General features: G+C 60.8%; 28 protein-coding genes. 11 read left to right on the forward strand and 17 right to left on the reverse strand.

Annotated elements, in window-relative coordinates; translation table 11 throughout:
• The 10 genes from ABWU19_RS07215 to ABWU19_RS07260 form a co-directional block, all read right to left on the reverse strand.
• Positions 1–489, reverse strand: a complete 489-nt coding sequence (locus ABWU19_RS07215; protein ID WP_297854020.1) for a hypothetical protein — start codon at positions 487–489, stop codon at positions 1–3.
• 148 nt (positions 490–637) lie between these two features.
• Positions 638–1,081, reverse strand: coding sequence for a hypothetical protein (locus ABWU19_RS07220; RefSeq protein WP_435901034.1), 444 nt, complete (start codon positions 1,079–1,081; stop codon positions 638–640).
• Positions 1,082–1,115: 34 nt separating this feature from the next.
• Positions 1,116–1,295, reverse strand: coding sequence for a hypothetical protein (locus ABWU19_RS07225; RefSeq protein ID WP_435901035.1), 180 nt, complete (start codon positions 1,293–1,295; stop codon positions 1,116–1,118).
• Positions 1,296–1,330: 35 nt separating this feature from the next.
• The gene (locus ABWU19_RS07230) at positions 1,331–1,495 is read right to left on the reverse strand and encodes a hypothetical protein (RefSeq protein ID WP_435901036.1); all 165 of its coding nucleotides are present in this window, start codon (positions 1,493–1,495) and stop codon (positions 1,331–1,333) included.
• A gap of 1 nt (position 1,496) precedes the next feature.
• A complete protein-coding gene (locus ABWU19_RS07235; protein WP_435901037.1) occupies positions 1,497–1,700 on the reverse strand; it encodes a hypothetical protein in 204 nt (67 codons plus the stop codon).
• Positions 1,676–1,891 carry a hypothetical protein gene (locus tag ABWU19_RS07240; RefSeq protein WP_435901038.1) on the reverse strand — a complete coding sequence of 72 codons (216 nt, stop codon included), beginning with the start codon at positions 1,889–1,891 and terminating at the stop codon, positions 1,676–1,678. Before ABWU19_RS07240 ends, ABWU19_RS07235 begins: the two co-directional genes overlap by 25 nt.
• 20 nt (positions 1,892–1,911) lie before the next feature.
• Positions 1,912–2,514 carry a hypothetical protein gene (locus ABWU19_RS07245; protein WP_435901039.1) on the reverse strand — a complete coding sequence of 201 codons (603 nt, stop codon included), beginning with the start codon at positions 2,512–2,514 and terminating at the stop codon, positions 1,912–1,914.
• 239 nt (positions 2,515–2,753) lie between these two features.
• The gene (locus ABWU19_RS07250) at positions 2,754–3,719 is read right to left on the reverse strand and encodes a hypothetical protein (protein WP_435901040.1); all 966 of its coding nucleotides are present in this window, start codon (positions 3,717–3,719) and stop codon (positions 2,754–2,756) included.
• 336 nt (positions 3,720–4,055) lie between these two features.
• Positions 4,056–4,199 carry a hypothetical protein gene (locus ABWU19_RS07255; protein WP_435901041.1) on the reverse strand — a complete coding sequence of 48 codons (144 nt, stop codon included), beginning with the start codon at positions 4,197–4,199 and terminating at the stop codon, positions 4,056–4,058.
• The gene (locus tag ABWU19_RS07260) at positions 4,192–4,479 is read right to left on the reverse strand and encodes a hypothetical protein (RefSeq protein ID WP_435901042.1); all 288 of its coding nucleotides are present in this window, start codon (positions 4,477–4,479) and stop codon (positions 4,192–4,194) included. The genes ABWU19_RS07255 and ABWU19_RS07260 overlap by 8 nt, the downstream gene beginning before the upstream one ends.
• A gap of 138 nt (positions 4,480–4,617) precedes the next feature.
• Between ABWU19_RS07260 and ABWU19_RS07265 the strand changes: the two genes are divergently transcribed.
• Complete coding sequence (locus ABWU19_RS07265; RefSeq protein ID WP_435901043.1) at positions 4,618–5,352, forward strand: pseudouridine synthase; 735 nt, start codon at positions 4,618–4,620, stop codon at positions 5,350–5,352.
• 32 nt (positions 5,353–5,384) lie between these two features.
• Complete coding sequence (locus ABWU19_RS07270; protein ID WP_435901044.1) at positions 5,385–5,804, forward strand: hypothetical protein; 420 nt, start codon at positions 5,385–5,387, stop codon at positions 5,802–5,804.
• Between the two features lie 84 nt (positions 5,805–5,888).
• Here ABWU19_RS07270 and ABWU19_RS07275 read toward each other — a convergent pair whose 3' ends face one another.
• The 3 genes from ABWU19_RS07275 to acuI form a co-directional block, all read right to left on the reverse strand.
• Positions 5,889–6,191 (reverse strand): HU family DNA-binding protein, encoded by a 303-nt coding sequence (locus tag ABWU19_RS07275; protein ID WP_027876372.1) that lies wholly within the window; start codon positions 6,189–6,191, stop codon positions 5,889–5,891.
• A 107-nt stretch (positions 6,192–6,298) separates the two neighbouring features.
• Positions 6,299–6,940, reverse strand: coding sequence for a lysophospholipid acyltransferase family protein (locus ABWU19_RS07280; RefSeq protein WP_027876373.1), 642 nt, complete (start codon positions 6,938–6,940; stop codon positions 6,299–6,301).
• A 286-nt stretch (positions 6,941–7,226) separates the two neighbouring features.
• On the reverse strand, positions 7,227–8,207 hold the full coding sequence (gene acuI, locus ABWU19_RS07285) for an acrylyl-CoA reductase (NADPH) (protein ID WP_435901045.1): 981 nt from the start codon (positions 8,205–8,207) through the stop codon (positions 7,227–7,229).
• A 163-nt stretch (positions 8,208–8,370) separates the two neighbouring features.
• Between acuI and ABWU19_RS07290 the strand changes: the two genes are divergently transcribed.
• Positions 8,371–9,207 (forward strand): sulfurtransferase, encoded by an 837-nt coding sequence (locus tag ABWU19_RS07290; RefSeq protein ID WP_435901046.1) that lies wholly within the window; start codon positions 8,371–8,373, stop codon positions 9,205–9,207.
• A gap of 221 nt (positions 9,208–9,428) precedes the next feature.
• Complete coding sequence (gene mqnP / locus ABWU19_RS07295) at positions 9,429–10,289, forward strand: menaquinone biosynthesis prenyltransferase MqnP (RefSeq protein WP_435901047.1); 861 nt, start codon at positions 9,429–9,431, stop codon at positions 10,287–10,289.
• 29 nt (positions 10,290–10,318) lie between these two features.
• Here the strand turns inward: mqnP and ABWU19_RS07300 are convergent, their stop codons facing one another.
• Positions 10,319–11,377 carry a pyridoxal-phosphate-dependent aminotransferase family protein gene (locus ABWU19_RS07300; RefSeq protein ID WP_435901048.1) on the reverse strand — a complete coding sequence of 353 codons (1,059 nt, stop codon included), beginning with the start codon at positions 11,375–11,377 and terminating at the stop codon, positions 10,319–10,321.
• A gap of 18 nt (positions 11,378–11,395) precedes the next feature.
• Complete coding sequence (gene serA / locus ABWU19_RS07305; protein WP_435901049.1) at positions 11,396–12,961, reverse strand: phosphoglycerate dehydrogenase; 1,566 nt, start codon at positions 12,959–12,961, stop codon at positions 11,396–11,398.
• Between the two features lie 293 nt (positions 12,962–13,254).
• Here serA and ABWU19_RS07310 point away from each other — a divergent pair, with 293 nt between their 5' ends.
• The 7 genes from ABWU19_RS07310 to ABWU19_RS07340 all read left to right on the forward strand — a co-directional run bounded on the left by ABWU19_RS07310 (position 13,255) and on the right by ABWU19_RS07340 (position 20,381).
• Positions 13,255–14,094, forward strand: coding sequence for a DegV family protein (locus tag ABWU19_RS07310; RefSeq protein WP_435901050.1), 840 nt, complete (start codon positions 13,255–13,257; stop codon positions 14,092–14,094).
• Between the two features lie 98 nt (positions 14,095–14,192).
• The gene (locus tag ABWU19_RS07315; protein WP_435901051.1) at positions 14,193–15,023 is read left to right on the forward strand and encodes a DegV family protein; all 831 of its coding nucleotides are present in this window, start codon (positions 14,193–14,195) and stop codon (positions 15,021–15,023) included.
• Between the two features lie 304 nt (positions 15,024–15,327).
• On the forward strand, positions 15,328–15,792 hold the full coding sequence (gene dtd / locus ABWU19_RS07320; protein ID WP_435901052.1) for a D-aminoacyl-tRNA deacylase: 465 nt from the start codon (positions 15,328–15,330) through the stop codon (positions 15,790–15,792).
• A gap of 85 nt (positions 15,793–15,877) precedes the next feature.
• The gene (locus ABWU19_RS07325) at positions 15,878–17,080 is read left to right on the forward strand and encodes an ROK family protein (protein ID WP_435901053.1); all 1,203 of its coding nucleotides are present in this window, start codon (positions 15,878–15,880) and stop codon (positions 17,078–17,080) included.
• A gap of 13 nt (positions 17,081–17,093) precedes the next feature.
• On the forward strand, positions 17,094–18,329 hold the full coding sequence (locus ABWU19_RS07330; protein WP_435901054.1) for an ABC transporter substrate-binding protein: 1,236 nt from the start codon (positions 17,094–17,096) through the stop codon (positions 18,327–18,329).
• Positions 18,330–18,447: 118 nt separating this feature from the next.
• Positions 18,448–19,572, forward strand: a complete 1,125-nt coding sequence (locus tag ABWU19_RS07335) for an ABC transporter permease subunit (RefSeq protein ID WP_435901055.1) — start codon at positions 18,448–18,450, stop codon at positions 19,570–19,572.
• Positions 19,569–20,381, forward strand: a complete 813-nt coding sequence (locus ABWU19_RS07340) for a carbohydrate ABC transporter permease (RefSeq protein ID WP_435901056.1) — start codon at positions 19,569–19,571, stop codon at positions 20,379–20,381. The genes ABWU19_RS07335 and ABWU19_RS07340 overlap by 4 nt, the downstream gene beginning before the upstream one ends.
• Before the next feature lie 25 nt (positions 20,382–20,406).
• Here ABWU19_RS07340 and ABWU19_RS07345 read toward each other — a convergent pair whose 3' ends face one another.
• Positions 20,407–21,270, reverse strand: coding sequence for a hypothetical protein (locus ABWU19_RS07345; protein WP_435901057.1), 864 nt, complete (start codon positions 21,268–21,270; stop codon positions 20,407–20,409).
• Between the two features lie 4 nt (positions 21,271–21,274).
• Positions 21,275–21,802, reverse strand: coding sequence for a hypothetical protein (locus tag ABWU19_RS07350; RefSeq protein WP_435901058.1), 528 nt, complete (start codon positions 21,800–21,802; stop codon positions 21,275–21,277).
• Positions 21,803–21,970: the final 168 nt, after the last annotated feature.

Below are 21,970 nucleotides of genomic sequence, written 5' to 3' on the forward strand. Positions count from 1 at the left end.
CTAAACAAAGCCTCGCTCTTTTTGGATGGCTTCCCAAAGATATCCCTCGAGCACCTCCATCTCGCTGTCCACGCCATCAAGATCAACCACTTCACCCGACTCTGTGGTGATGCGTAAAACCGTATTTCCTGGCGGCTTTCCAAAAAGCAGGATTATCAGGCCCGCCAAAGCTATCCCTACCGATCCAAGCCACTGGGTATCAAAGGTGAAGTAGCTAGCAAGCGGATCGGTGTAGTAATAAAGACCGGAAAAAACAAGCATGGTGATAAAGGCACCCCAAGGGGTTTTTCCTGGGATAACCTTCATGCCCAAAGAGCAAACCTTGCCCAGGTCTAGGCGGTAAAGATTGAGATCGCCGTTGGCCGCTTTTGATGCCAAGAAAAGCCAGCCGTCCTCAATCTTGGCCTGTATTGAGCGCTTGTCTTGTTGGAAGGTATAGGGTAAGTAGCCACCTGTGGTAGGTTTCGATGTGGGCTGTGACGTTGCCACCAGTTCACCTCCTCGAGCATCCCCAGTATGCCAATAAAGCAAGCGTCGGTTTGCCAAATATAACCGCCTTGCATGTGCAACCTGCAGATGCACCTTGCTTAAGCCATTCAGTCAAAATCCTGTAGGCCACAGCATTTTGACCGACTTGCTAGGTGGGGTTGGCTTCCTGGGTCAGATAGGCTTTGACGTTATCCAGCATGGCCTTGAGCTGCTCGGGGGTGGTGTCGGGGGTAATCTTGCTGCTGAGCTGGTCGAGCAAGTCTACCGTGAGCTGCATCCCCACACGGCCCTGGGACTCCAGCCACACCTCGAGCTTGCCGATGGCGGCATAGCTGACGCCCGGACAGAACTCGAGGCGCCGAAAACCATACCGGCTACCGAACTGGGCCAGGGCGTAGAGGGTGGGGAACTCGTGGGCCAGATACTCGGCGGCCTCGGATGAGCCGGTGATGACCTCGAGGATGTGCCGGTGTTCGATCTCGGCTGGGCTGAGGGGCTGGCGCTTGGCGCAGACGCGCATACCCAGGCGGTGCGCGAGGGAGCGGTCGTAGGCGGCTTTGCGTCGGGTGGGGTGATTTACCTGATCGTTCATGGCGTTATGCCTGGTGCCTGAGCTACCATCTCATTTAACCTGGTTTGGTTAGACGACGGGTGATCTGCCGATCAAGTTCGGGGTTGGGTTGGCCCAGCTCCAGGTGGGCACTGTGCTCATCAACCCAATCAGAGAGCTGGCCGAGCTGGGCGGGGCTCTGTGTCAGCTCACGCGGCACTTTGCGGCGGCGGGGCTTGGGGGCAGTCTTGGGCATATCTCTACCCATAGTGTACCTCAGCGTCGCACTCTTTACCGCCTCCTAACCACCAGAGCCACCCAGAGGCCTATAGCCAAAACCGCCAACGCAAGCAGTAGCGCCCGTAAGAGCTTGTCGGGAGGCAGCGAAACCAGGGCGACGGTCAGGATGAACAGCCAGCCCAGGGCTATCACGATGCACCCCTTTGGGGTTTCCATATCAAAGAAGCGCCTCGGAGTACTTGCGCTCAAACTCCTTCCAGCGCTTCCAGGCGGTTTGACTGCTGCACACGTAACCCTGCTCGCGCACAATCTGGGCGGCTTTGTTCGAACTATAGCCTTCCAGATATAGGCTCTCCAAAATGTGGTAGGTAAGTAGGTTGTTGCGGATGCGGTAGCCTACTTTTCGCCCTCGTTTTGCCATGCTTCCTCCTTTTCTGCCAGGCTCTCCAGCAGCGCCACCAGTTGCCGGGCTTTGTTCAGGGCCAGGCGATACCCGTTGTGGATGCGGTGTCGGGTGCTGGTGTGCGGCTTGAGACCCGTATACAACCGCAAGCCGATGCGAATGTCCGAAAGCATGTGCCAGGCGGCTCTCTGCTGTTGGGGGGTCATCATAAGGGCCTCTGCTGTTCTATCTATACCGGTTTGCCTAGTTGGTCTTGGCTAGGGTCGCGACCATAGTCAGGAATGTCTAGCCCAGCTGCGCTAGCCAGCCCTGTCTGGCCCAGGTAGCTATTGAGAGCATCTAGAATCGCATAGCGCTCCTGGGTGGGTAGACTTTTGAGCTTCTGCACCCAGCGCTGGGCTTTGCGCCGGATGCGTTGACGATCTATCCAGTCGCGGCCTAGGTAGCGGTAATCATGCAGTTCTTTGGGCTCGGGGTAGTTCATCCAGACGTACTCGGTGGCCGGCCCCTGGCGGGTCTGGGCCGTGAACGAGACCATCCGCCAATCGCTTAGAGCTTGGGCGTACAACTCCGACCAGTAGCCCGAGATCATGACCCTAGCCGGCAATGTCTTGACCAGCTGCAGCATGGTCTGGTGTTGCTCTTCCGTCCACTCAAAGCGGTAGAGCGGAGCGCTGGATTTGCGGGTACTCCGCAGATAGGGCGGATCAAGGTAGATGAAGCAGTGATGATCTAGATTCTTACGGCCATGCTGGAGGGCCACCAACACATCGGCCTCGATCAGTTCGACCACCGGTTCCGGGCTATACTTCCACAGCTCCAAGTAGGCCATTGGATCCCCCCACCGGTGTTTGGATCGGTTTACGGAGACTCCCTGGGTTGTGAGGCCTCCAGAGTCGAAACTGTCTAGGGCCGCGCCATCCAGGTCGAAGGCCAGGGATACCCGAGCCGGTTTTTTGTGCTTGAGGATGGCCCCGCCCCCCAAGCAGCCCTCGATATAGACCTGGTGGGGCGGTATCTGGGAGATCAACCGCTGATATACCCCGTCAGCCCCTTTGCCACCTGGCCAACTCATGAACGGCCTCCCAGGTAGGCCACCCGTCGCACCGGGGCACTGCGTAGCATGTCCAGCAATCCGGTTTCATCCAGCAGGTGGCGGGTAAAGGCTGCCGGGTTGTTGAGCCTACCTCGCTCGCGGGCGTCCATGCCCCTGCGGATTTGCTGGTACAAATGGGCAAAAATGCTCTGCCCCACATCTGCCAACCTGCGCGCCTGCCATAAAATCCAACACCACCCGCCAAACCGTCGGGGGTCGTCGCCCAGGGCTGCCAGGATGGCCCGGGCGGCTCGCTCCACCACCTCACCTATGTCTTTTCGGCTGGCAAACTCCACTTCAAAAAGGGCTTCTACCGTGCTGGACGGGTTTTCGACATACAGATTATTCACGGGTTGAGTATTTGTTGAGGGGATCGCCCAGTTAAGTAGACCTGCATCTATGCTTAACTGCCCACTTTCTTTTGTATGTCGAATCACCGTGTAGGACAGCTTTCCGTTGGATTTGTCTTGCTCCAGGTTGCGGTAGGTCTCGCGCATGTCGCTCCAAATAAGGCGGGCCTTGCGGGTGGGGTCTAGGCTGATGAACCAGACCGTGCCGCTGTGGCAGGTGCGGCCCCAGGCGGTCACCTTCTGAGGCCGGTAAACCACCAGGCCGACCCGCACCAGGGACCGTAGCCAGTTTTTGATGGTGTGGCGGTGGACAGCAAAGTCCAGGGCCACCTGCTCGAGGGGAGCGTGCAAGGTAATCTGCTTGGGCAGGGTTGATAGGCGCTTGTGGCCCAACCAGAGCAGCGCGGCATTCAAAAGATGCTTGTACAGTTCAAAGGACTGCTGATTGAGGTTGTGGCGCTCCCTGGCTTCGCGGGCGATTTTATCCCTGTAAAAGCCTATGTCCTTGCGAACCTTGGGCGGGTTGGCTGCCAGGTCGGCCTTCAGGCAGGTGAAGGCTGGGGATTCGATAGATGAACGGGCTGAGGTCAAGCCCCACCACCCCTTTCCCCAGTGTGTACCCCTAGGCCCCCATCTCGAGGGGCCTTAGCGTGGCTTATAGAGCCTCGTTTTTTGCGTGAGGGACGAGCTTCATTTTGTATAGCGGATTGGTGAGCCGTCAGCACCTTGGCCAGGTCGCGCAGGGCCTCGAGGGGTGACTTGCCGGCGCCCCAGATAGCCGCGTATTGGGGGCCCTGGGTGGTGGGGGTACAAAGCCAGACGATAGGCTCCTGTCGCTTACGTATTAGAGCCAAGAACTTCACGCCGGGGTATTGATTGAGCAGCTCGTTGAACTGTAGGTCTTGTTCAGCGAAGGGGGAGGCAGCATTAGGCATGGCGCACCTCCCGGCTTTTCTCCAGGATCAGCTCGAGGCGCTCGGTGATCAGAAACAGCTCGAGCACCTGCAAGCGGGAGCGATACACGGCTAGCTGGGCTAGCCAGATTTGATAGGCCAGCTCGGCGCTACCCATAGCGCACCCCCTTCCAGGGACGGAACATTGCACGCAACCAGCGGGCGGCCTCGATCAGCAATGCGCCCCTGGCCGCCATCAGCTCGCGGCGGGCCTGGGCAAACATAGCTAGGCGGGCCTCCAGCGTCGCGGTGTCGCTGGTCAGCAGTGCCTCATCTACGGCAGCCTTGTAGGAGGCGGCTCGAGCGAGGGCCTCGAGGTAGTTCCGGGTTGTAGAGGGTTCTAGGGGTTGGGGTCTTGCAGGGTTTATGAGGTTGTTATGTTGTTGACTTTTGGGCATCTGGACAGCTTCCTTTCTAGGAACTGTCCGGGGGTTTGCGTTAACTTACCCCCTCAGCCCTGCATAACCTTGACGCATAACGTATATGGGTGTATGCTTTATTTATCAGCCCCGGCAATCGGGGGTTTTTTATTTAACATGGGCAAAGAACGTTTAGACAAAGTACTGGGGCACCTGGGCGTGGGTACCCGCAAAGAAATACACAGGCTGGCTCGAGCGGGCCTGATTACCGTCGATGGCGAGGTCATCACCGACTCGGCCTTCAAGTTCGACCCCACCCTCGCACGCATCGAGGTGGCCGGGGAGCGGTTGGAGTACCAGACCCATTTTTACCTGATGCTCAACAAGCCCGCAGGCTACATCACCTCTACCAAAGACCGCGACGGCCTTCCCATTACCGCGCTGCTGCCCGAGGAATTGCAAAGGGACGACTGGATGCCAGTGGGCCGCCTGGACAAGGATACCGAGGGGCTCTTGCTGCTCACCACCGACGGCGAACTGCTGCACCGGCTGACCCATCCGCGCTGGAAGGTGACCAAGCGCTACTACGTGGAACTGGCCAGCCCAGCCACCCCCGACGATGTGGCGGTGTTTGCGGCAGGCGCCCTCGAGCTCGATGGTGAAGCACTTCAGCCAGCAGAACTGCACCTGAGCCCCGACCCTCACAAGGTAGAGCTGGTCATTCGGGAGGGCCGGTTTCACCAGGTCAAGCGGATGTTTGCCGCCCGAGGTAACCAGGTTACCTACCTGAAGCGGGTGGCTTTTGGGCCGCTCCGGCTTCCCGCCGACCTGCCCCTGGGTGCCAGCCGCAAACTGACCGCCGAGGAAACCCAGGCCCTGTACCATGCAGCGGGCCTGGCAAATGCAAAATAAGCCCATCGAGGGCTATGCCTTAGGATGAAGGCATGTACGACTTCCTTCTTTCCATCCACAACATCGCCCGCTGGCTGGTGCTGCTCGCTGCCATTTATCTGCTTTACCGCAGCCTCAGTGGGCTCCGCAGCCGCAGTTATGGATCCGCCGACCGCCAGGCCGGCCTGATGTATACCGCTTTGATGGACGCACAGCTGCTGCTGGGCCTTTTGTTGATGGTTCTAAGCCCCCTAGTACAGAGCGCACTGGCCAACCCTGGTGCCGCCATGCAGAACAGCCAGACCCGCTTCTTCCTTGCCGAACACTGGGTGCTGATGCTGGCTGCAGTGGTTCTGGCGCATGTGGGTAGCGTCCGCGTCCGAAAAGCCACCGAGGCCCTGCTCAAACAGCGTCAGGCCCTGATCTGGTACGGCTTGAGCGTAGCGCTGATGTTGCTGGGCATCCCCTGGTAGCGGCCCCTGCTGCGCCTCGGCTAGGCATCTCCTGCAAATCAATAGAGGAGGCTTTGGCCTCCTCTATTGGAAGGGACTGCGGGTTTATTTCTTGACGGTTTCCTTCAGGGCCTTGCCAGGCTTGAAGGCGGGGTACTTGGAGGCGGGGATCTTGATCTTCTGGGTGGTGCCAGGCTTCACACCGGTGCGGGCTTTACGGCTGCGCACTTCGAAGGTGCCAAAGCCGGTCAACTGCACTTTATTACCAGCCTTGAGGGCGTCTTCGATCTTGCTCAGGAAAGCGTCCACAGCGGCTTTGGCATCTTTTTTCTTCAAGCCAGCGGTGGCGGCTACTTGGTCAATCAGGTCGGCTTTGGTTTTGGTTTTCTTTGCTGCGGCTCTTGCCATACTGTTACCTCCTTTATTTTCCCTTCAGCACGGAGTGTAGCACACCTAATCTACAAATTGCAAGCACCAGAGCAGTGCGGATGGCAATTTCGTTTCAGACAGAATGCCTAAACTGTGGGCTTTCTGTGGTATTCAGGGGGCAAAAGTGCGGTCACGGCAGCCTCGAGCTGACGTGTAACCTCCTCCAGGGTCTTATGATCGGTTTTTCCCGGAGGTATGGCAATGGGATCGCCGAATACCACCCGAACCGGTCGTCGCAGACGCGGCCCCTTGCCCACCGGCCAGGCTTTATCGCTACCAATGATGGCCGCTGGAACAATCACGGCGCCCGTACGCAAGGCAATGGCCGCCACCCCGGTCTTGAACGGTTCGATAAACCCGGTGCGGCTGCGACGCCCTTCGGGAAAGATGCCAAAAGCCATGCCGTTTTTTAGAACGCGAATGGCCGCCTTTATGGCCCCTAGGTCACCTGCCCCCCTCGAGACCGGAATCACGTACAGGCGCGGCAAAAGCCAGCGCAGGATGGGGTACTTGAACACGTCGTCGCGCGACATATAGCTCACCACCCTGGGGCAGGCCACCCCCATCACCACCGGGTCGAGAAAGGACATGTGGTTGGAAGCCAGAATTACCGGGCCTTCCATGGGAATTTTCTCCGCGCCTTCCACCTTCAAGCCAAACAGCACCTGCAGCAGCACTCGAGCCAGCGCTTTGGTGTTGTGGTAAACCCTTAAGCCATACTCGTACATCGCACCCCATCATAAGCAGAAAGCCAGGAATCGAGGGCCAAAAGAGCCCGCAGCCCAACCCCTATCGGGCGCTGGGCCCTACCGACGGAAGAGGGGCTTTTCGCGATTTTTGCTGCCAAGCCTGGCGGCACCGGAAAAAGCACTTTTCCTTACGGCGGTTGCAGCTTGCTTTTACCGCGCTCTTCACAGACGTGGCCCCCCATCCGGGAGGCCACTGTGCTGTGTGGAACACGGCAATCAAATTGTGGGCAGCTCAATATTTGTGAAGAGCGCTCTAGAAAAGCGCCTACGCCATTTTCACCACCAACCGCCCCCGCACCTGGCCTTGCAGGAGGGCCTGGGCCAGCCCCGGTACTTCCTCGAGGCTTACGGTTTGCAGGGTGGTCTCCAGGAGGGGCCTGGGCAGGTCGTGGGCCAGGCGCTGCCAGGCCTCCAGGCGCTTTTCCCGGGGGCACATCACCGAGTCGATGCCCAGCAGGCTCACCCCCCGCAAAATAAAAGGGAAAACGGTGGTCTCGAGCTTCGCCCCACCCGCGTTGCCACAGGCCGCCACGCTGCCACCATAGGCCATGCGCGGCAAAACCCCAGCCAGCACCGCCCCGCCCACGGTGTCCACCGCTCCGCCAAAACGCTCGGACTCCAGGGGCCTGGCCGGAGCGCTCAGCACGGCACGATCCAGAATCTCGCGGGCACCCAGCGACTTCAGGTAGGCTTCTTCGCTGGTGCGGCCGGTGGAGGCCACCACCCGGTAGCCCAGCTGGGCCAAAAGCGCGACCGCCAGGCTGCCTACTCCGCCCGCCGCGCCGGTGACCAGCACCTCTTTGCTTTTATCCAGCCCGTGCGCTTCCAGGGCCATCACGCACAGCATGGCGGTAAAGCCCGCCGTGCCGATGCCCATAGCCTGCTGTAACGTGAGCCCTTCGGGCAAGGGCACCAGCCACTCCGAGCGCACCCGGGCCAGCCCGGCCAGCCCACCCCAGTGCCGCTCCCCCACCCCCCAGCCGGTCAGGATGACCGGGTCGCCGGGTTTGTACTCGGGCGAGGCCGACTCCAGCACCGTTCCGGCCAGGTCAATGCCGGGAACCATGGGGAAACTGCGAATCACCTTGCCCGCGCCCGTAATGGCCAGAGCGTCCTTGTAGTTAAGGCTGCTGTAGGCCACCTGCACCAGCACATCCCCCTGCGGCAGTTCATCCAGGGTAGCCTGCCGAATTTGGGCGGTATAGGGGTCGCCCGTTTCTACCACCAGTGCCTTGAAGGTTTGCATGGCTATATACTAATGCTTGTAGCTGAGGCAAAAAGCAGTGGGAGAGACCCCCGAACGCGCCCCTCACGCGCAAAGCAGACGCTATGGATTGCCTGATAAGCGCTGGACAAAAAAAATCTGCTTACACTGCTCGAGCCTGGGCGCTCGATGTTAGGCTTTGGTTATGCCTTCTCCACTGGTCAGCGTCGAATGGCTACATGCGCACCTGGGCGATGAGCGGCTGCGGATTGTGGACTGCCGCTTTTCCCTGCAAGACCCCTTGGCCGGTCGGCAGGCCTTCGAGGCGGGGCACATCCCCGGTGCTTTGTTCCTCGACCTGGAACAAGACCTTTGTGCCCCCGTGCGGCCTGATCGCCGGGGGGGCCGCCATCCCCTGCCCACCCCCGAAGCCCTGGCCGAAACCTTGGGCCGCGCAGGCATCGGCAACCAGCATTTTGTGGTGGCCTACGACGAACCCCCCGCCGGCGGCATGTATGCCCCACACCTGTGGTGGCTCCTGCACTGGCTGGGTCACGACCAGGTGGCCGTGTTGGACGGCGGCATCAGGGCTTGGCAGGAGACGGGTTATGAAGTTTCTACCTCAGCGGTGCAGCACGCCCCCACCACCTTCTGGCCCCACCCTCGGCCCGAGATGGTGGTGGATGCCGATTTTGTAGCCCATCGCCCCCCTGGCACGGTGCTGATTGATTCCAGGGCCCCCGAGCGCTACCGGGGCGAGGTAGAGCCCATCGACCCGGTGGCCGGGCATATTCCGGGCGCCATCAACCGCAACTGGCTGGACGGCCTGGAGGCCACGGGCAGGTTCAAGTCCGCCGAGGCCCAGCAAAAGCGCTTCGAGGGGCTCGAGGGCGAAATTATCGCCTACTGCGGCTCGGGCGTTTCGGCCACGGCCAATGTGCTGGCCCTAAAGCTCATCGGGAAGCCCGCCCGCCTGTACGCCGGTTCCTGGAGCGACTGGGTGTCCGACCCCAGCAGGCCCGTCGCAACGGGCGAGGAATAAAAGCCAGCCCCCGGTGAAAGCCGCGCCCCCACATCAACCACCGGCTGTTTTTAGCCCGCTCGAGAGCGCTCTTCACAAGTGTTGAGCTGCTCACAACTTGATGGCTTTGTCCTGCACAGCACAGTGGCCTCCCAGACGGGAGGCCACGGCTGTGAAGGGTGCGATAAAACATACACGGCGCACACTGCATCCCATCAGACCGGGTAAACTTAGGCCCAGCTATGCTGGCACCGGGCAGCCGACTCCGAACCTATCTCGACCTGATCCGCTTCGAGCACACCTTGTTCGCCCTTCCCTTTGCCTATGGGGGTATGCTGCTGGCCGCTCGGGGCTGGCCGGGCTGGGAGGTGTTCGGCTGGATTACCGTGGCGATGGTGGGCGCCCGCACCGGGGCCATGGCCCTCAACCGCCTGATTGACCGCCACATTGACGCCGCCAACCCCCGCACCGCCGGACGGCATCTACCGCGCGGCCTGGTCAAACCCGGCGAGGTGTTGGGGCTGGCCGTGGTGGGTATTGTGTTGCTGGCCCTGGCGGCCTTCAACCTCAACCCCCTTACCGCGCAACTGCTGCCTGTAGCGGTATTTTTTCTGGTGGGCTACAGCTACACCAAGCGCTTCACCTGGCTGTGCCACTTCTGGCTGGGCCTGACCATCGGCGCGGCCACTGCCGGGGGCTGGATTGCCGTCACGGGCGCTTTTGAGCCGGCCTTGTTTGCCCTCTGGGCTGGCACCGCCTTCTGGCTGGCCGGCTTCGACATCCTCTACGCCACCCAGGACTACCGCTTCGACCGCGAGAACGGCATCCACAGCGTACCGGCCCGCTTTGGCATCCCCACCGCCCTGCACATTGCCCAGGCCTGCCACGCCCTCACCTTCGGTTTCTTTGTGCTGACCGGCCTGCTGAGCGGCGCGGGCTGGGTGTACTTTGTGGGCGTGCTGGCGGTGGGGGCGGTGCTTTGGTACGAGCACCAGCTGGTCAAGCCCAACGACCTGAGCAAAGTAGACCAGGCCTTTTTTCAGGCCAATGTGGTGGTGAGCCTGGGGATGCTGGTGGCCATTGCACTGGACACCTGGATTTGAAGCCTCCTCGAGGCCCTCAGCCGCCATGCTCAAAAACCAGCCAGCACATCCTCGAGCATCCGCGCAACCGCATGGGCATCGTACAGGTCAGAGTAGCCCATCAGCGAGAGGCGGAAAACCCGGCCCTTGAGCTGGCCCTGCCCGCCGATGATGGTGGCCCCCCGCGCCGCGAAGGCCTCCTTGAGCTGGGCGTAGCTCACCCCCTCGGGCAGGTAAAAGCAGGTGGTGGCCGGGCTTTTTACCTCGGGGACGGGCTTCAGGCCAAGCCGCTCACCGGCGGCGTAGAGGATTGCGTTTTGCTGCTGCTTGAGGGCGAGGTGCTCGGGCAGCCGGGGCAGCAGCTCCTCCAGCACCGCGGCGGTGGCGGCCACCAGGTTGATGGCCGGTGTCCAGGCCGACTCGCCGGCGCTTTGCACCTTGAGCTCGGAGGCCAGGTTCAGGTAAAAGCCCCGCGGCTTCAGGTGTTCTATGGCCCGGGGCGAGAGGGCCGCGTAGCCCAGCCCCGGCGGGCACATGATGCCCTTTTGCGAGCCACAAGCCGCCGCATCAAGGCCCCAGCCCTCGAGCGCAAACTCGCTCACAAACAGGCTGGTAATGGCGTCCACCACCACCAGGCCCTGGGGGAAGCGGGCCTTAAAGGCCTGGGCCAGGCCCTGCACATCGTTCAGGGCCCCGGTAGACGACTCGGAGTGCGTCAGCAGCAGGCCGTCGAAGGGGCCGCTGGCCTCTTCCAGGTGCTCACGTCGCACCACCCGGCCCCACTCGAGCTCCAGGCGCACCACCTCGAGGCCGGCCTGCTGGGCAATTTTGGCCCAGCGCTCGGAGAAGTTGCCCTGCACCGGCACCAGCACCCGCGCCCCCGGCGCAAAAAGGTTCTGCACCAGGGCGTCCATGGCCGCCGTGCCCGAGCCGGTAAGCACCAGAACCTGACCCTGGGTCTTGAAGGCGGCCTCGAGGCCGGCCTTAGCTTTGAGAAAAACCTGCCTGGCCTCGTCGCTGCGGTGGTGCAGTTGGGGGCGGGAAAGGGCCTCGAGGGCCTTGGGGTGCAGCTCGACCGGGCCAGGGGTGAGCAGGCGGGGGCGGTACATGCCGGGCATTTTACCTCCCTAAAGCGCAGCTAAGTCCACCCGCTCGAGCACGTCCAGCCCGCGCAGCGCCTCCAGCACCGCCTCGCTGGGGCGCTCGTCAATGGCCAGCACAAACAGGGCCTTGCCGCCGGGGTTGTCGCGGCCAAGCTGCATCCCCGCAATGTTGATGCTGTTCTCGCCCAACAAAGTACCCACCTTGCCTACCACCCCCGGCCGGTCGCGGTTGACGCAGACCAGCATGTAGCCGCTGGGCACGGCCTCTACGGTGTGGTCGTCAATGCCCACAATCCGGGGTCTGCCGCCCAGCACCGCACCGCGGGCCTTGCGGGTCTCCCGGTCGGTCTCGAGGCGCACCTCCAGCACCTGGCGGTAGTCGAGCGACTGCTCGACCTGGCGGGTGATGAGCGAGATCCCCCGGTCGCGCATGAGGGGCCGGGCCGAGACCAGGTTGGTAGCCCCGGCCCCCAGCACCTGGTCGAGCAGGCCTTTAGCCACCGCCGAGGCGATGGGGTCGGGGTTTTTCTCAAAATCGCCGTAGTACGAGACCTCCACCGCCTGGGGGCGGCCCTGGGTGATCTGGGCCAGCAGTTTGCCCAAAGCCTCGCCCAGCGGCAGCCAGGACGAGAACACCTGCAAACCCTCGGCGTCGAAGCCGGTGTTGAGGGCATGGGCCAGGTTGCCTTGCAGGGTCTCGATGACCCGCTCGAGCACCGCCTCGCCCACCCGCTCCTGGGCTTCCAGGGTGTTGGCCCCCAGGTGGGCGGTGTGTACCACTTTGGGGTGGTGCACCAGCGGGTGTTCGGCGCCCGGGGGCTCCTCCACAAACACGTCCAGACCGGCGCCCCACAGGTGCCCGTCGTTCAGCACCTCCAGCAGGGCCTTTTCGTCCACAATGCCCCCGCGTGCGGCGTTGACCACCACCGCCCCCTTGGGCAGCAGGTACAGCTCGCGGCGGCCAATCAGGCCGCGGGTCTCCTCGGTAAGGGGGGTGTGCACGGTCAGGAAGTGGCTCTGACGCAGCATATCGGCCAGGTCGTCCAGCAGTTCGACCCCCAGGGTCTGGGCCCGGCTGCGCGGAATATAGGGGTCGTAGGCCAGCACCCGCATGTCAAAGCCCCTGGCGAACTTGGCCACCTGCCCCCCAATGCGCCCCAGCCCCACAATGCCGAGGGTCTTGTGGTTGAGCTCGAGGCCCAGGTATTTGCGATCCCACTGGCCCTGGCGGATTTTCTGGTCGGACTCCACCACCCCCCGCGCCACCGCCAGCAGCAAGGCCCAGGCCAGCTCGGCGGCGGAGCGGGTATTGGCCTCGGGCACATTCACCACCAGGATGCCCCGGCGGGAGGCGGCCTCGAGGTCCACGTTGTCCACCCCTACCCCACCCCGGCCCACCACCTTCAGGCTGGCCCCGGCCTCCAGTACCCTGGCATCTACCTGGGTACGGCTGCGGGTAATCAGGGCATCGTAGCCTCCAATCACCTGTAGAAGTTCTTCCCGCGTCATACCGGGCTTGTAGTCCAGGCGTACCTGGGGGTGCTTGACCTCTCCCAGCCGCATCTCGTCGGTCACTAGCAGTTTCCACATAGCTCACACCGGCCCCTGGTTGTATTTGGGATGGGTTGGGGCCTTTCGCCCCCAATCAACACGAAACAAACCTTATCATTTTGGCCCTTTAGGTACAACCTGGTGGTAGCGCGTAAAATACTCCCACACAGGCATGGCCTGCTCGAGGCCGCTTGTCTTTCCCAAAGACAAAAGCCTGTGCTAGACTTACAGCACGAAGAAGTGCTGCTGTCTGTGCCAATCATTCCCCAGCCAGATCGATCATGTTCTGGCGGCTTGGATGAGCGCACGCCCCACAAAACACAGGAGTCAACATGAAAATAGCCATCGTAACCGACTCAACCTCCGACCTGCAGACCCGCGCCGCCGAGATGGGCGTCGAGGTGGTTCCCCTTTACGTGAACTTTAAAGGCAAAATCCACAAAGACTGGGTAGAGATCACCCCTGCCGACATCTTCGAGGGGGTCAAGGCCGGGGCCGGGATGCCCAGCACCAGCCAGCCCTCCCCTGTCGATTTCAAAGCTGCCTACGAACGGGCCTTGCAGAAAGCCGACCACGTGCTCTCGATACACATCTCCTCCAAGCTTTCTGGCACCGTGCAATCGGCCCAACTCGCCAGCCAGGAGTTTCCAGGAAAAGTTACCGTCTTCGATACCCTGGCCGCCAGCATGGGCATCGGGATGATGGTCGAGCGGGCCAAAGAGATGCTAGATCAGGGGGCCGATCTGCAGCAAGTGCTGGTGGAGCTCGAGCGCATCCGTTCCGATCACATCGTGCGCTTTACCCTGGCCAGCCTCGATTACCTCAAGAAAAACGGGCGCATTGGTGGGGCGCAGGCCCTTTTGGGAAGCCTGTTGGGCATCAAGCCCATCCTGACCCTCAAAGAAGGCCGGGTAGAGGCCGCAGGCCGGGCCAGGGGCGAGAAAAAGGCCCTGGCCGAGATGGTGGAAGCGCTCAAAACCTGGTCTGCAGGCCGTCAAAAAATCCGCATCTACTACCTCTACAATGCCGAGGAAGGCGATGTGGCCGCCTTCAAAGCGGCGGTGCAGGCTGCCGGGCTGCCCCTGGAAGAACGGGTTACCAGCAGCATCGGTGGGGTTATCTCGACCCACACCGGACCGGGGGTGTATGGGTTTTATGCCTACAGCCTGTAGCTTGCCTGGTGCTAAAGGTTGGCTTGGGAGGGGCATCGTTCGGGCTCGGCATCTGAACTGCTGAACCCCGCCCCGTCTTAGCCTGTCAAGAGGTGAATATGGAGCGTATCGCTTTTGTGGCCGATTCGACCCTGGGCCTCTCCCCCCAAGAAGCCCTCGAGCGGGACATCTACCTGGTTCCACAACAGGTCATCATCGAGGGTCAGAGTTACCGTGACTTTGTAGAGATCACCCCCAGCCAGGTTATAGAGGCCCAGCTTGCTGGCAAAAAGGTGAGCACCAGCCAGATCTCAGCCCTCGACCTCGAGGCCCTCTACCGGCAGTTGTTGGAGAAGTTCGACCGCATCGTCTCGGTGCACGTCTCGAGCAAGCTCTCCGGCACCTGCTCCACCGCCCACAGCGTAGCGCAGCAGTTTGGTGACCGAATTAAGGTCATCGACAGCCTATCGCTCAACGGGGGGCTGTCGTTCGTGATCGAAGAGGCCCGGCGCAAACTGGCCGCTGGCGTAACCTGGGACAAACTCGAGGAGGCCCTGGCCCCCCTGATCGCACAGATACGTGGCTTCGTGCTACCGGCCACGCTGGAATACCTGCGCCGGGGCGGGCGCATCGGCAGTTTGCAGCACTTCGTTGGCTCAATGCTGAAGCTGCTGCCGGTGCTGGAAGTCCGGGATGGGCTGGTGCGGCCCATCGAGCGGGCGCGTGGCTGGCACAAGGGCCTGCAACAGTTGGCCGAGGCCTTACGCAAGACCTACCCCGCAGGGGCCCGGGTAATACTGGCCCATGCCTACAACCCCAAAGGCATCGAAGAGCTCCGCAAGCTCATCAGCCAGGAGGGCGTGGTCATCGAAGACGTGCGCGAATGCGGCCCAGCCGTAGCCGCCCATACCGGCCCCGGTACGGTTGCGCTGTTTGCCGCGCCCAGATAAACCTGAAGGTTCGGCCAAATGGCGGGCGTTTTGTCATAACCTTCATACCAGATTCGTTCTTTTTGCTGGGGCCCCCACCCGAAGCACTGGCGGAAACAACCCGCAAATCTGGAAGGCTGTGGCTGCTCTAAACCAAATGCTTCAGGTGGGGTTTAAGTGTCTCCATAAGCGAAATGCAAGATACCGTACCGAAAGTTCGCTTTAGGAATTGCGCCAGGTATGCATTGACTCATTCCGCTGGTTTTGCCAATCTGCCCTGGCGCAACTTATACCAACACCCCCTCTCCCCTGGTATCCTCTGAGGGTGCGTGCGGTGGTTCAAAGGGTCTCCCAGGCCCGCGTGGTGGTGGCGGGCGAAACTGTGGGGCAGATTGGGCAGGGGCTGCTGGTGCTGCTGGGGGTGGGCAGAGGCGACACCCCAGACGATGCCGCCTACCTGGCCCGCAAGATTGCCGGTTTACGGGTTTTCTCCGATGAAGAAGGCAAAATGAACCTGGCTCTGGCTGAAGTGGGGGGCGAGGTACTGGTGGTGTCGCAGTTCACCCTCTACGGCGATACCCGCAAGGGCAACCGTCCCAGCTTTGTGGGAGCGGCTCCTCCAAGTGAAGGCAAACGCCTATACGAACGATTTTGCGACCTGCTGACAGCACAGGGGCTGCATGTGGAGACCGGGGTCTTTCAGGCCCACATGGAAGTACACCTGACCAACGACGGCCCCGTAACCCTCTGGCTCGACTCCGCAGAGCGGCTACAGCCCCGGCGACTGTAAACCGCTGCGGTTGACAGCCTGTGGTCTGGCGGAATATAGTTTGTTCGCTGAACTTACTAAATAATCAGGCTTTTGAGGGCGTGCCATGGCCCGTACTGCTCCCCTTGACCAGCAAGCCATCAAGCGGCTCAACCGCCGCCTGATTCTGGAGGCTTTGCGCCGCAGTGGCCCGCTAAGCCGGGCCGCGCTGGCACGGGCAGTGGGCCTGACCAAGAGCACGGTTTCCTCGCTGGTGCAGGAGATGCTGGAGGAGGGCCTGCTGGATGAAGGCAACCAGCACAAACCCGGCCTGGGCCGGCCAGGAACCGAGCTCGAGTTTTCCCCCAAACACACCCTGGCCCTAGGCGTCGAGCTGGGCGTTGAGAATACCCAGATTGTGCTGCTCGACCTGAACAACAAGGTTCACGGCGAGTGGGACTGGGTCGAAAGCCCCCATACCCCGCTGGCTGAGCGGATATCCAAGGTGGCCGAGCAGATACGGGCCCAGCTCTCCAACCCCGCCGAGTTGCTGGGGGTGGGGCTTGCCATCCCTGGAGTGGTCAACGGGCGCAACCTGATCTATGCCCCAGGCCCCGGCTGGCGCAACGAACGGCCTGCGGAGATGCTCGAGGCCCTTCTAAAAGTGCCTACCCTGGTAGAAAACGATGCCAACGCCGCCGCCCTGGGCGAGACTTTTTGGGGCGAGAACCAGAGCCCGCTGGTCTACGTGGTCATGACCACGGGCCTGGGTACGGGGCTGGTGGTGGACGGCCAGGTCTACCGGGGCCGTCTGGGGGCCGCCGGCGAGCTGGGCCACTGGCTCACCGGCCAGCCCCACAGCCGCAGCCGCGCAGGGGACGTAGAAGACACCCTCTCGCTGCGGGCCATGGTGGAGCGCTACCAGGTAGCCAGCAACCGCAAAGAAGGTTTTTGGGGCATCCTGCAGCGGGCCGAGCAACAAGACCCCTACGCCCTGCAAGCCCTGCAAAACCTGGCCTACGAACTGGGGCGCTTTGTGGTCAACCTGTGCGTTACCTTCGACCCCACGGTGGTGGTGCTGGGCGGGGCCGGGGCCGAGGCCTGGAAATGGCTCGAGGCCCCCCTGCGCCAGACCATCCGCAACCTGGCTTTTATCCCCGAACACGCCGAAATACCGGTAAAACCCAGCGCGTTCGGACATCTAGCTCCGGCTATGGGCGCAGCAGCCCTGGTGCTGCAGCGCTTTTTAGCAAATGGTGGAACCCGGGAGTGGAGCCCGCCAATCTCCCCCCTGGGTGGTCGGGCAACCATTGGCGTATCGCGCAGTTGAGGAGGGTACAAGTATGCGAAAAATATGGCTCACATTGATTCTGGCCCTGGGTTCACTGGCCATGGCCCAGTCGGGAAAGCTGGAGATTTTCTCCTGGTGGGCCGGGGACGAAGGCCCCGCTCTGCAAGCCCTGATTGACCTGTACAAGAAGCGCTACCCCAACGTTGAGGTGATCAACGCCACCGTCACTGGCGGCGCGGGCGTTAACGCCAAGGCCGTGCTCAAGACCCGCATGCTGGGCGGCGACCCCCCCGATAGCTTCCAGGTACACGCCGGACAGGAGCTCACCGGCACCTGGGTGGTGGCCGACCGCATGGAAGACCTGACCGCCCTGTTCAACCAGGAAGGCTGGATGAACCGCTTCCCCAAGGGGCTCATTGACCTGATCTCCTACAAGGGCAAGATTTACAGCGTGCCGGTCAACATTCACCGCTCCAACGTAATGTGGTACGTTCCGGCCAAGCTGCGCGAGTGGGGTGTGCAGCCGCCCAAAACCTGGGCCGAGTTCCTCACCGTCTGCCAGACCCTCAAGAACAAAGGCCTCGCGGCTCCTCTGGCCCTGGGCGAAAACTGGACACAACAACACCTGTGGGAGTCGGTGGCCCTGGGGGTGCTGGGCGCCGCCGACTACACCAACCTCTGGACCGGCAAGCTGCGCTTTACCGACCCCAAGGCGGTAGCGGTGTGGAATACCTTCGGGCGCGTGCTGGACTGCGCCAACAAGGACGCCGCTGGCCTCTCCTGGCAGCAAGCGGTAGACCGGGTGCTCGAGGGTCAGGCCGCCTTCAACATCATGGGTGACTGGGCCGCCGGTTACATGACCACCACCAAAGGGCTCAAGCCCGGCGAAGGCTTCGGCTGGGCCCCTGCCCCCGGCACTGCCGGCGTGTTCATGATGCTCTCCGACTCCTTCGGGCTGCCCAAGGGCGCGAAAAACCGCACCAACGCAATCAACTGGCTGCGACTGGTAGGCTCCAAGGAAGGGCAGGACGCCTTCAACCCGCTCAAAGGTTCGATTGCTGCCCGCACCGACTCCGACCCCAGCAAATACAACGCCTACCTGCAGTCCGCCATGCGCGACTGGAAATCCAACCGCATCGTGGGTTCGATGGTACACGGCGCAGTGGCTCCTGAATCCTTCATGAGCCAGTTCGGCACCGTGATGGAAATCTACCTCTCGAGCCGCAACGCCCAGGCCGCGGCCAACGCCGCACAGGCCATCGCCAACCAGGTTCGTTTGGGCCAGTAAGCCTTTAGGGGGCAGGCCTGCGGGTCTGCCCCCGCCCCATCTGGATCAAGCAATCGGATTTTTAGCCTCAAAAAATGAAATGAACGCCCCAAAAGCAGTACCAACCCCAGAGGTGAAGATGCGCTGGTTCCAAAACAAAGATACCCTGTACGGCTTCCTGGTGATTCTGCCCTCGCTGGTGCTGCTGGCAGTCTTTGTGTATGGCTTTATCTTTCAGACTTTCCACATCTCCCTCACCGACTGGGGCAAAGACCCCGCCCAGGCCCTCTCGGCCAACCCCCAGATTCGCTTCATTGGCTTTGAAAACTACCGCGAGCTGTTTACCGGCTTCATCGATGTCCGTTTCCGCCAGGATTTGTTCAACACCTTTTTCTTCACCCTGTTTTTTATCCTGGGCTGCCTGGGCGTAGGACTGGGGCTGGCCATCGTGCTGGACCGAAGCCCCAGGGGCGAAGGGTTTTTCCGCACCATCTTTTTGTTCCCCATGTCGCTGTCGTTCATCGTGACCGGCACCATCTGGCGCTGGATGCTGCAACCGCAGGGGGGCGTCAACCAGCTGCCCACCCTGGTGGGGCTGCCCAAAGGCGAGTTTGCCTGGCTCACCAGCCGTGAGCAGATCTGGCAGGTTAGCTGGAACGATGTACCCTTTATCACGGCCCTGGTGGTGGGTCTGGTGCTTATATTCATCGCTGTTGGAGCCTTCCGCGGGGGTGAGCGGCGGCGGGGCTATATCGCTTCCGGCTCGGCAGCCCTGCTGCTTTTGTGGGCCTTCACGCTGGGCCGCACCCTAGAACCCCTCCCCTACGAGGAACTCCACGGCTTCAATCTGGCCTTTATCGGCATCATCCTGGCCGCAGTCTGGCAGATGTCGGGCTACACCATGGCCCTCTACCTGGCCGGGCTGCGCGGCATCCCCGAGGAGCTGCGCGAAGCTGCCCGGGTAGACGGGGCTTCGGAGTGGCAGCTCTACCAGCGCATCATCCTCCCGCTGCTGGCCCCCATCACCCTTTCGGCCATGATTATCCTGGGCCACATCAGCCTGAAAATTTTCGACCTGATCTTCGCCATGGCCGGGGCCGACAATGCCCCCACCGATGTACCGGCCCTGTTGATGTACCTGACCACCTTCCGCGCCAACCAGATCGCCAAAGGCGCCGCCATCGCAATGATTCTGTTGCTGATGGTAGCGGCAGTAATTGTGCCCTACCTGTACAGTCAGCTCAAAAGCGAGGTGCGGCGATGATTGGGCGCATCGTACAGTACGGCATTTTGTTTATCGCCACGCTGTTTTTCTTGCTGCCGGTGTATCTGGTGATTGTGACCGCCCTCAAAGAACCCGCCGCCATCACCCTCAAGGACACCTGGCGGCTACCCGAACGCTGGTACTGGGAGAGCTTTACCCAGGCCTGGACAGCCTTTTTACCCAAACTGCAAAACAGCTTCATATTGACCATCAGCGCCACCATCCTCTCGGCCTTGCTGGGCTCACTCAACGGCTACGTGCTGGCCAAGTGGCGCTTTCCTGGGGCCAACATTGTGTTCCCGCTCATGCTTTTTGGCATGTTTATCCCCTACCAGGCAGTGCTGATTCCTTTGTTCCAGTTCATCCGCGAGATTGGGCTGGGGGGCACTTTGTGGGGGCTGGTGCTGGTACACGTGGTGTATGGGCTGCCCATCACCACCCTGATCTTCCGCAACTACTACGCCGAAATCCCCGACGAGATGATCGAGGCCGGGCGCATAGATGGCGCGGGGTTCTTCGGCATCTACAGCCGCATCGTCTTCCCCCTCTCGCTGCCGGGTTTTGTGGTGGTGATTATCTGGCAGTTTACGCAGATCTGGAACGAGTTTTTGTTCGCCGTAACCCTGGTCAGCAGCCCCGCCAACCAGCCCATCACGGTCGCACTGGCCCAGCTCGCGGGCGGCGAGGCGGTCAAGTGGAACCTGCCCATGGCCGGCGCGTTGCTGGCCGCCCTGCCCACGCTGTTGGTGTACATCTTCCTGGGCCGCTACTTTATCCGGGGTCTCTTGGCGGGGTCGGTGAAGGGGTAGGTATTTGCAGTGCTTAACGCCAAAGCTAAGCACCTTGTTGAGCCTTACGTATTACCGACCTAGCATCATGCCAAGTTGCTTTTGCACTGAGCAGTAGTCTGGCCACCAATGCTGCGCCGGTTACCTGGCCTACAACAGGAATGCTCAGGAGCAGCCCAATAGCACCAATCTTGGCAATCTTCAACCCCGTCGCACGCGCAGCAAGGCGCATGAACCTTTCACGGCTGACTTCACCGCGCTGATGCCGCCGCCAAAGTTCCCAAACTACTACTGTAGATGAGGCTACGCCAAGTGCTGGAAAGTAATCCCAGAAATCATCGGCATCTTTTGCCGTCAGCATTCTGTCTACAAAATCCTCAACGTTTGTTGTGAGTTCTTCGTTTGATTGCCCTGATGTCGGAAGATCCATTTTTTGCGCCAGTTCATCAGTGACCAGAATCTCTCCTCCTGGATGCTGCTCAATCCAGTCAGTTACATAGGAAGCACTATCCGTTGCTTTGAGCTGTACTTCCCAGACTTCGCCGGTGGCCCGATCAAGCAGCTGAACATCGGTACCGAGGTGGTTCGTTTCGTCAAAAATCGATGCGTAAATACTGTCGCCGTCTTCATTCTCTATCCGAACAAACTCCATTTCATGGAGAATTCCCTTGACATTGGACACAAGCCCGGGGATTTGCTCTTCGTCTAGCCCGCGCAGGTAGTGTTGGATTTCAGAAAGCGATGCGTCTTCGAGCATTGAGTTTGAGCGCCTGAGCGCAGCCAGGATTGCGAGGTCTCTCTCTTCAAGATTGCCTGGTTCATCGGTTAGAGCCACCGCCAAAAGTGCAGCCACGATTGCAGCGGAGTCGAAATTCGTGCGCAAATAGTGAATGCCTTTGGCGTCGGGCATTTTCCTAACCCCCCTTCCGTGTTCGGATGTTCTGTTCTTCATCTAATCCTTTCTTCTTTCCCTCTTTAAATGCGCTACTCCAGATGGCCGTGATTTGCTCATCTCCGAGTTTCTGGTTCCTGGCTTTTGCAGAGAAATAAGCGTTCGCTACTTTCATAATGGCATACGTGAGACCGTAAACGAGTGGGATGGTGAGCAGGCCCCCGAGACCGAAGGTGACCACCTTCCAGATACCAATGGCGATCTGCTGCGCAATAATGCCTAGGCCAACGATGCCCATGGTCTCTTTGATCCAGTCAATAGCACCTGATTCACTGACCGGCACGCCACGAATAGCGGCAATTCGGCTGGCAAAATACGCCTGAATCGGGGTCAGTACGAAGATGTCAGCAAAGGGTATCGGTTGAATCGCAACTCCAGCGCATGTGGCACAGGCAATGTGCGTGATATGAGATACCTTCTGTTCGTCGGAGATGTCGGTACGTTTTTCAATCTCCGTGATTTCTTTCTTGATCTTGTCGCCGATGCTCAAGACTACCCCCTATTGTTGTAACGCCAAATAGCAGTTAGACACCGCGGGTGTGGAATAAGATAGCATGAAAGTGGACTAGGCTGAAGCCAGCAAGCCAAATGAGTTTTATTCCTAAGTACACGACAAAACCCCGAGTAGGCAAAAGCAGGCCGCTCCTGTAAGGTGTTT

This window comes from Meiothermus cerbereus (assembly GCF_051297115.1).
Lineage (GTDB): Bacteria > Deinococcota > Deinococci > Deinococcales > Thermaceae > Meiothermus > Meiothermus cerbereus_A.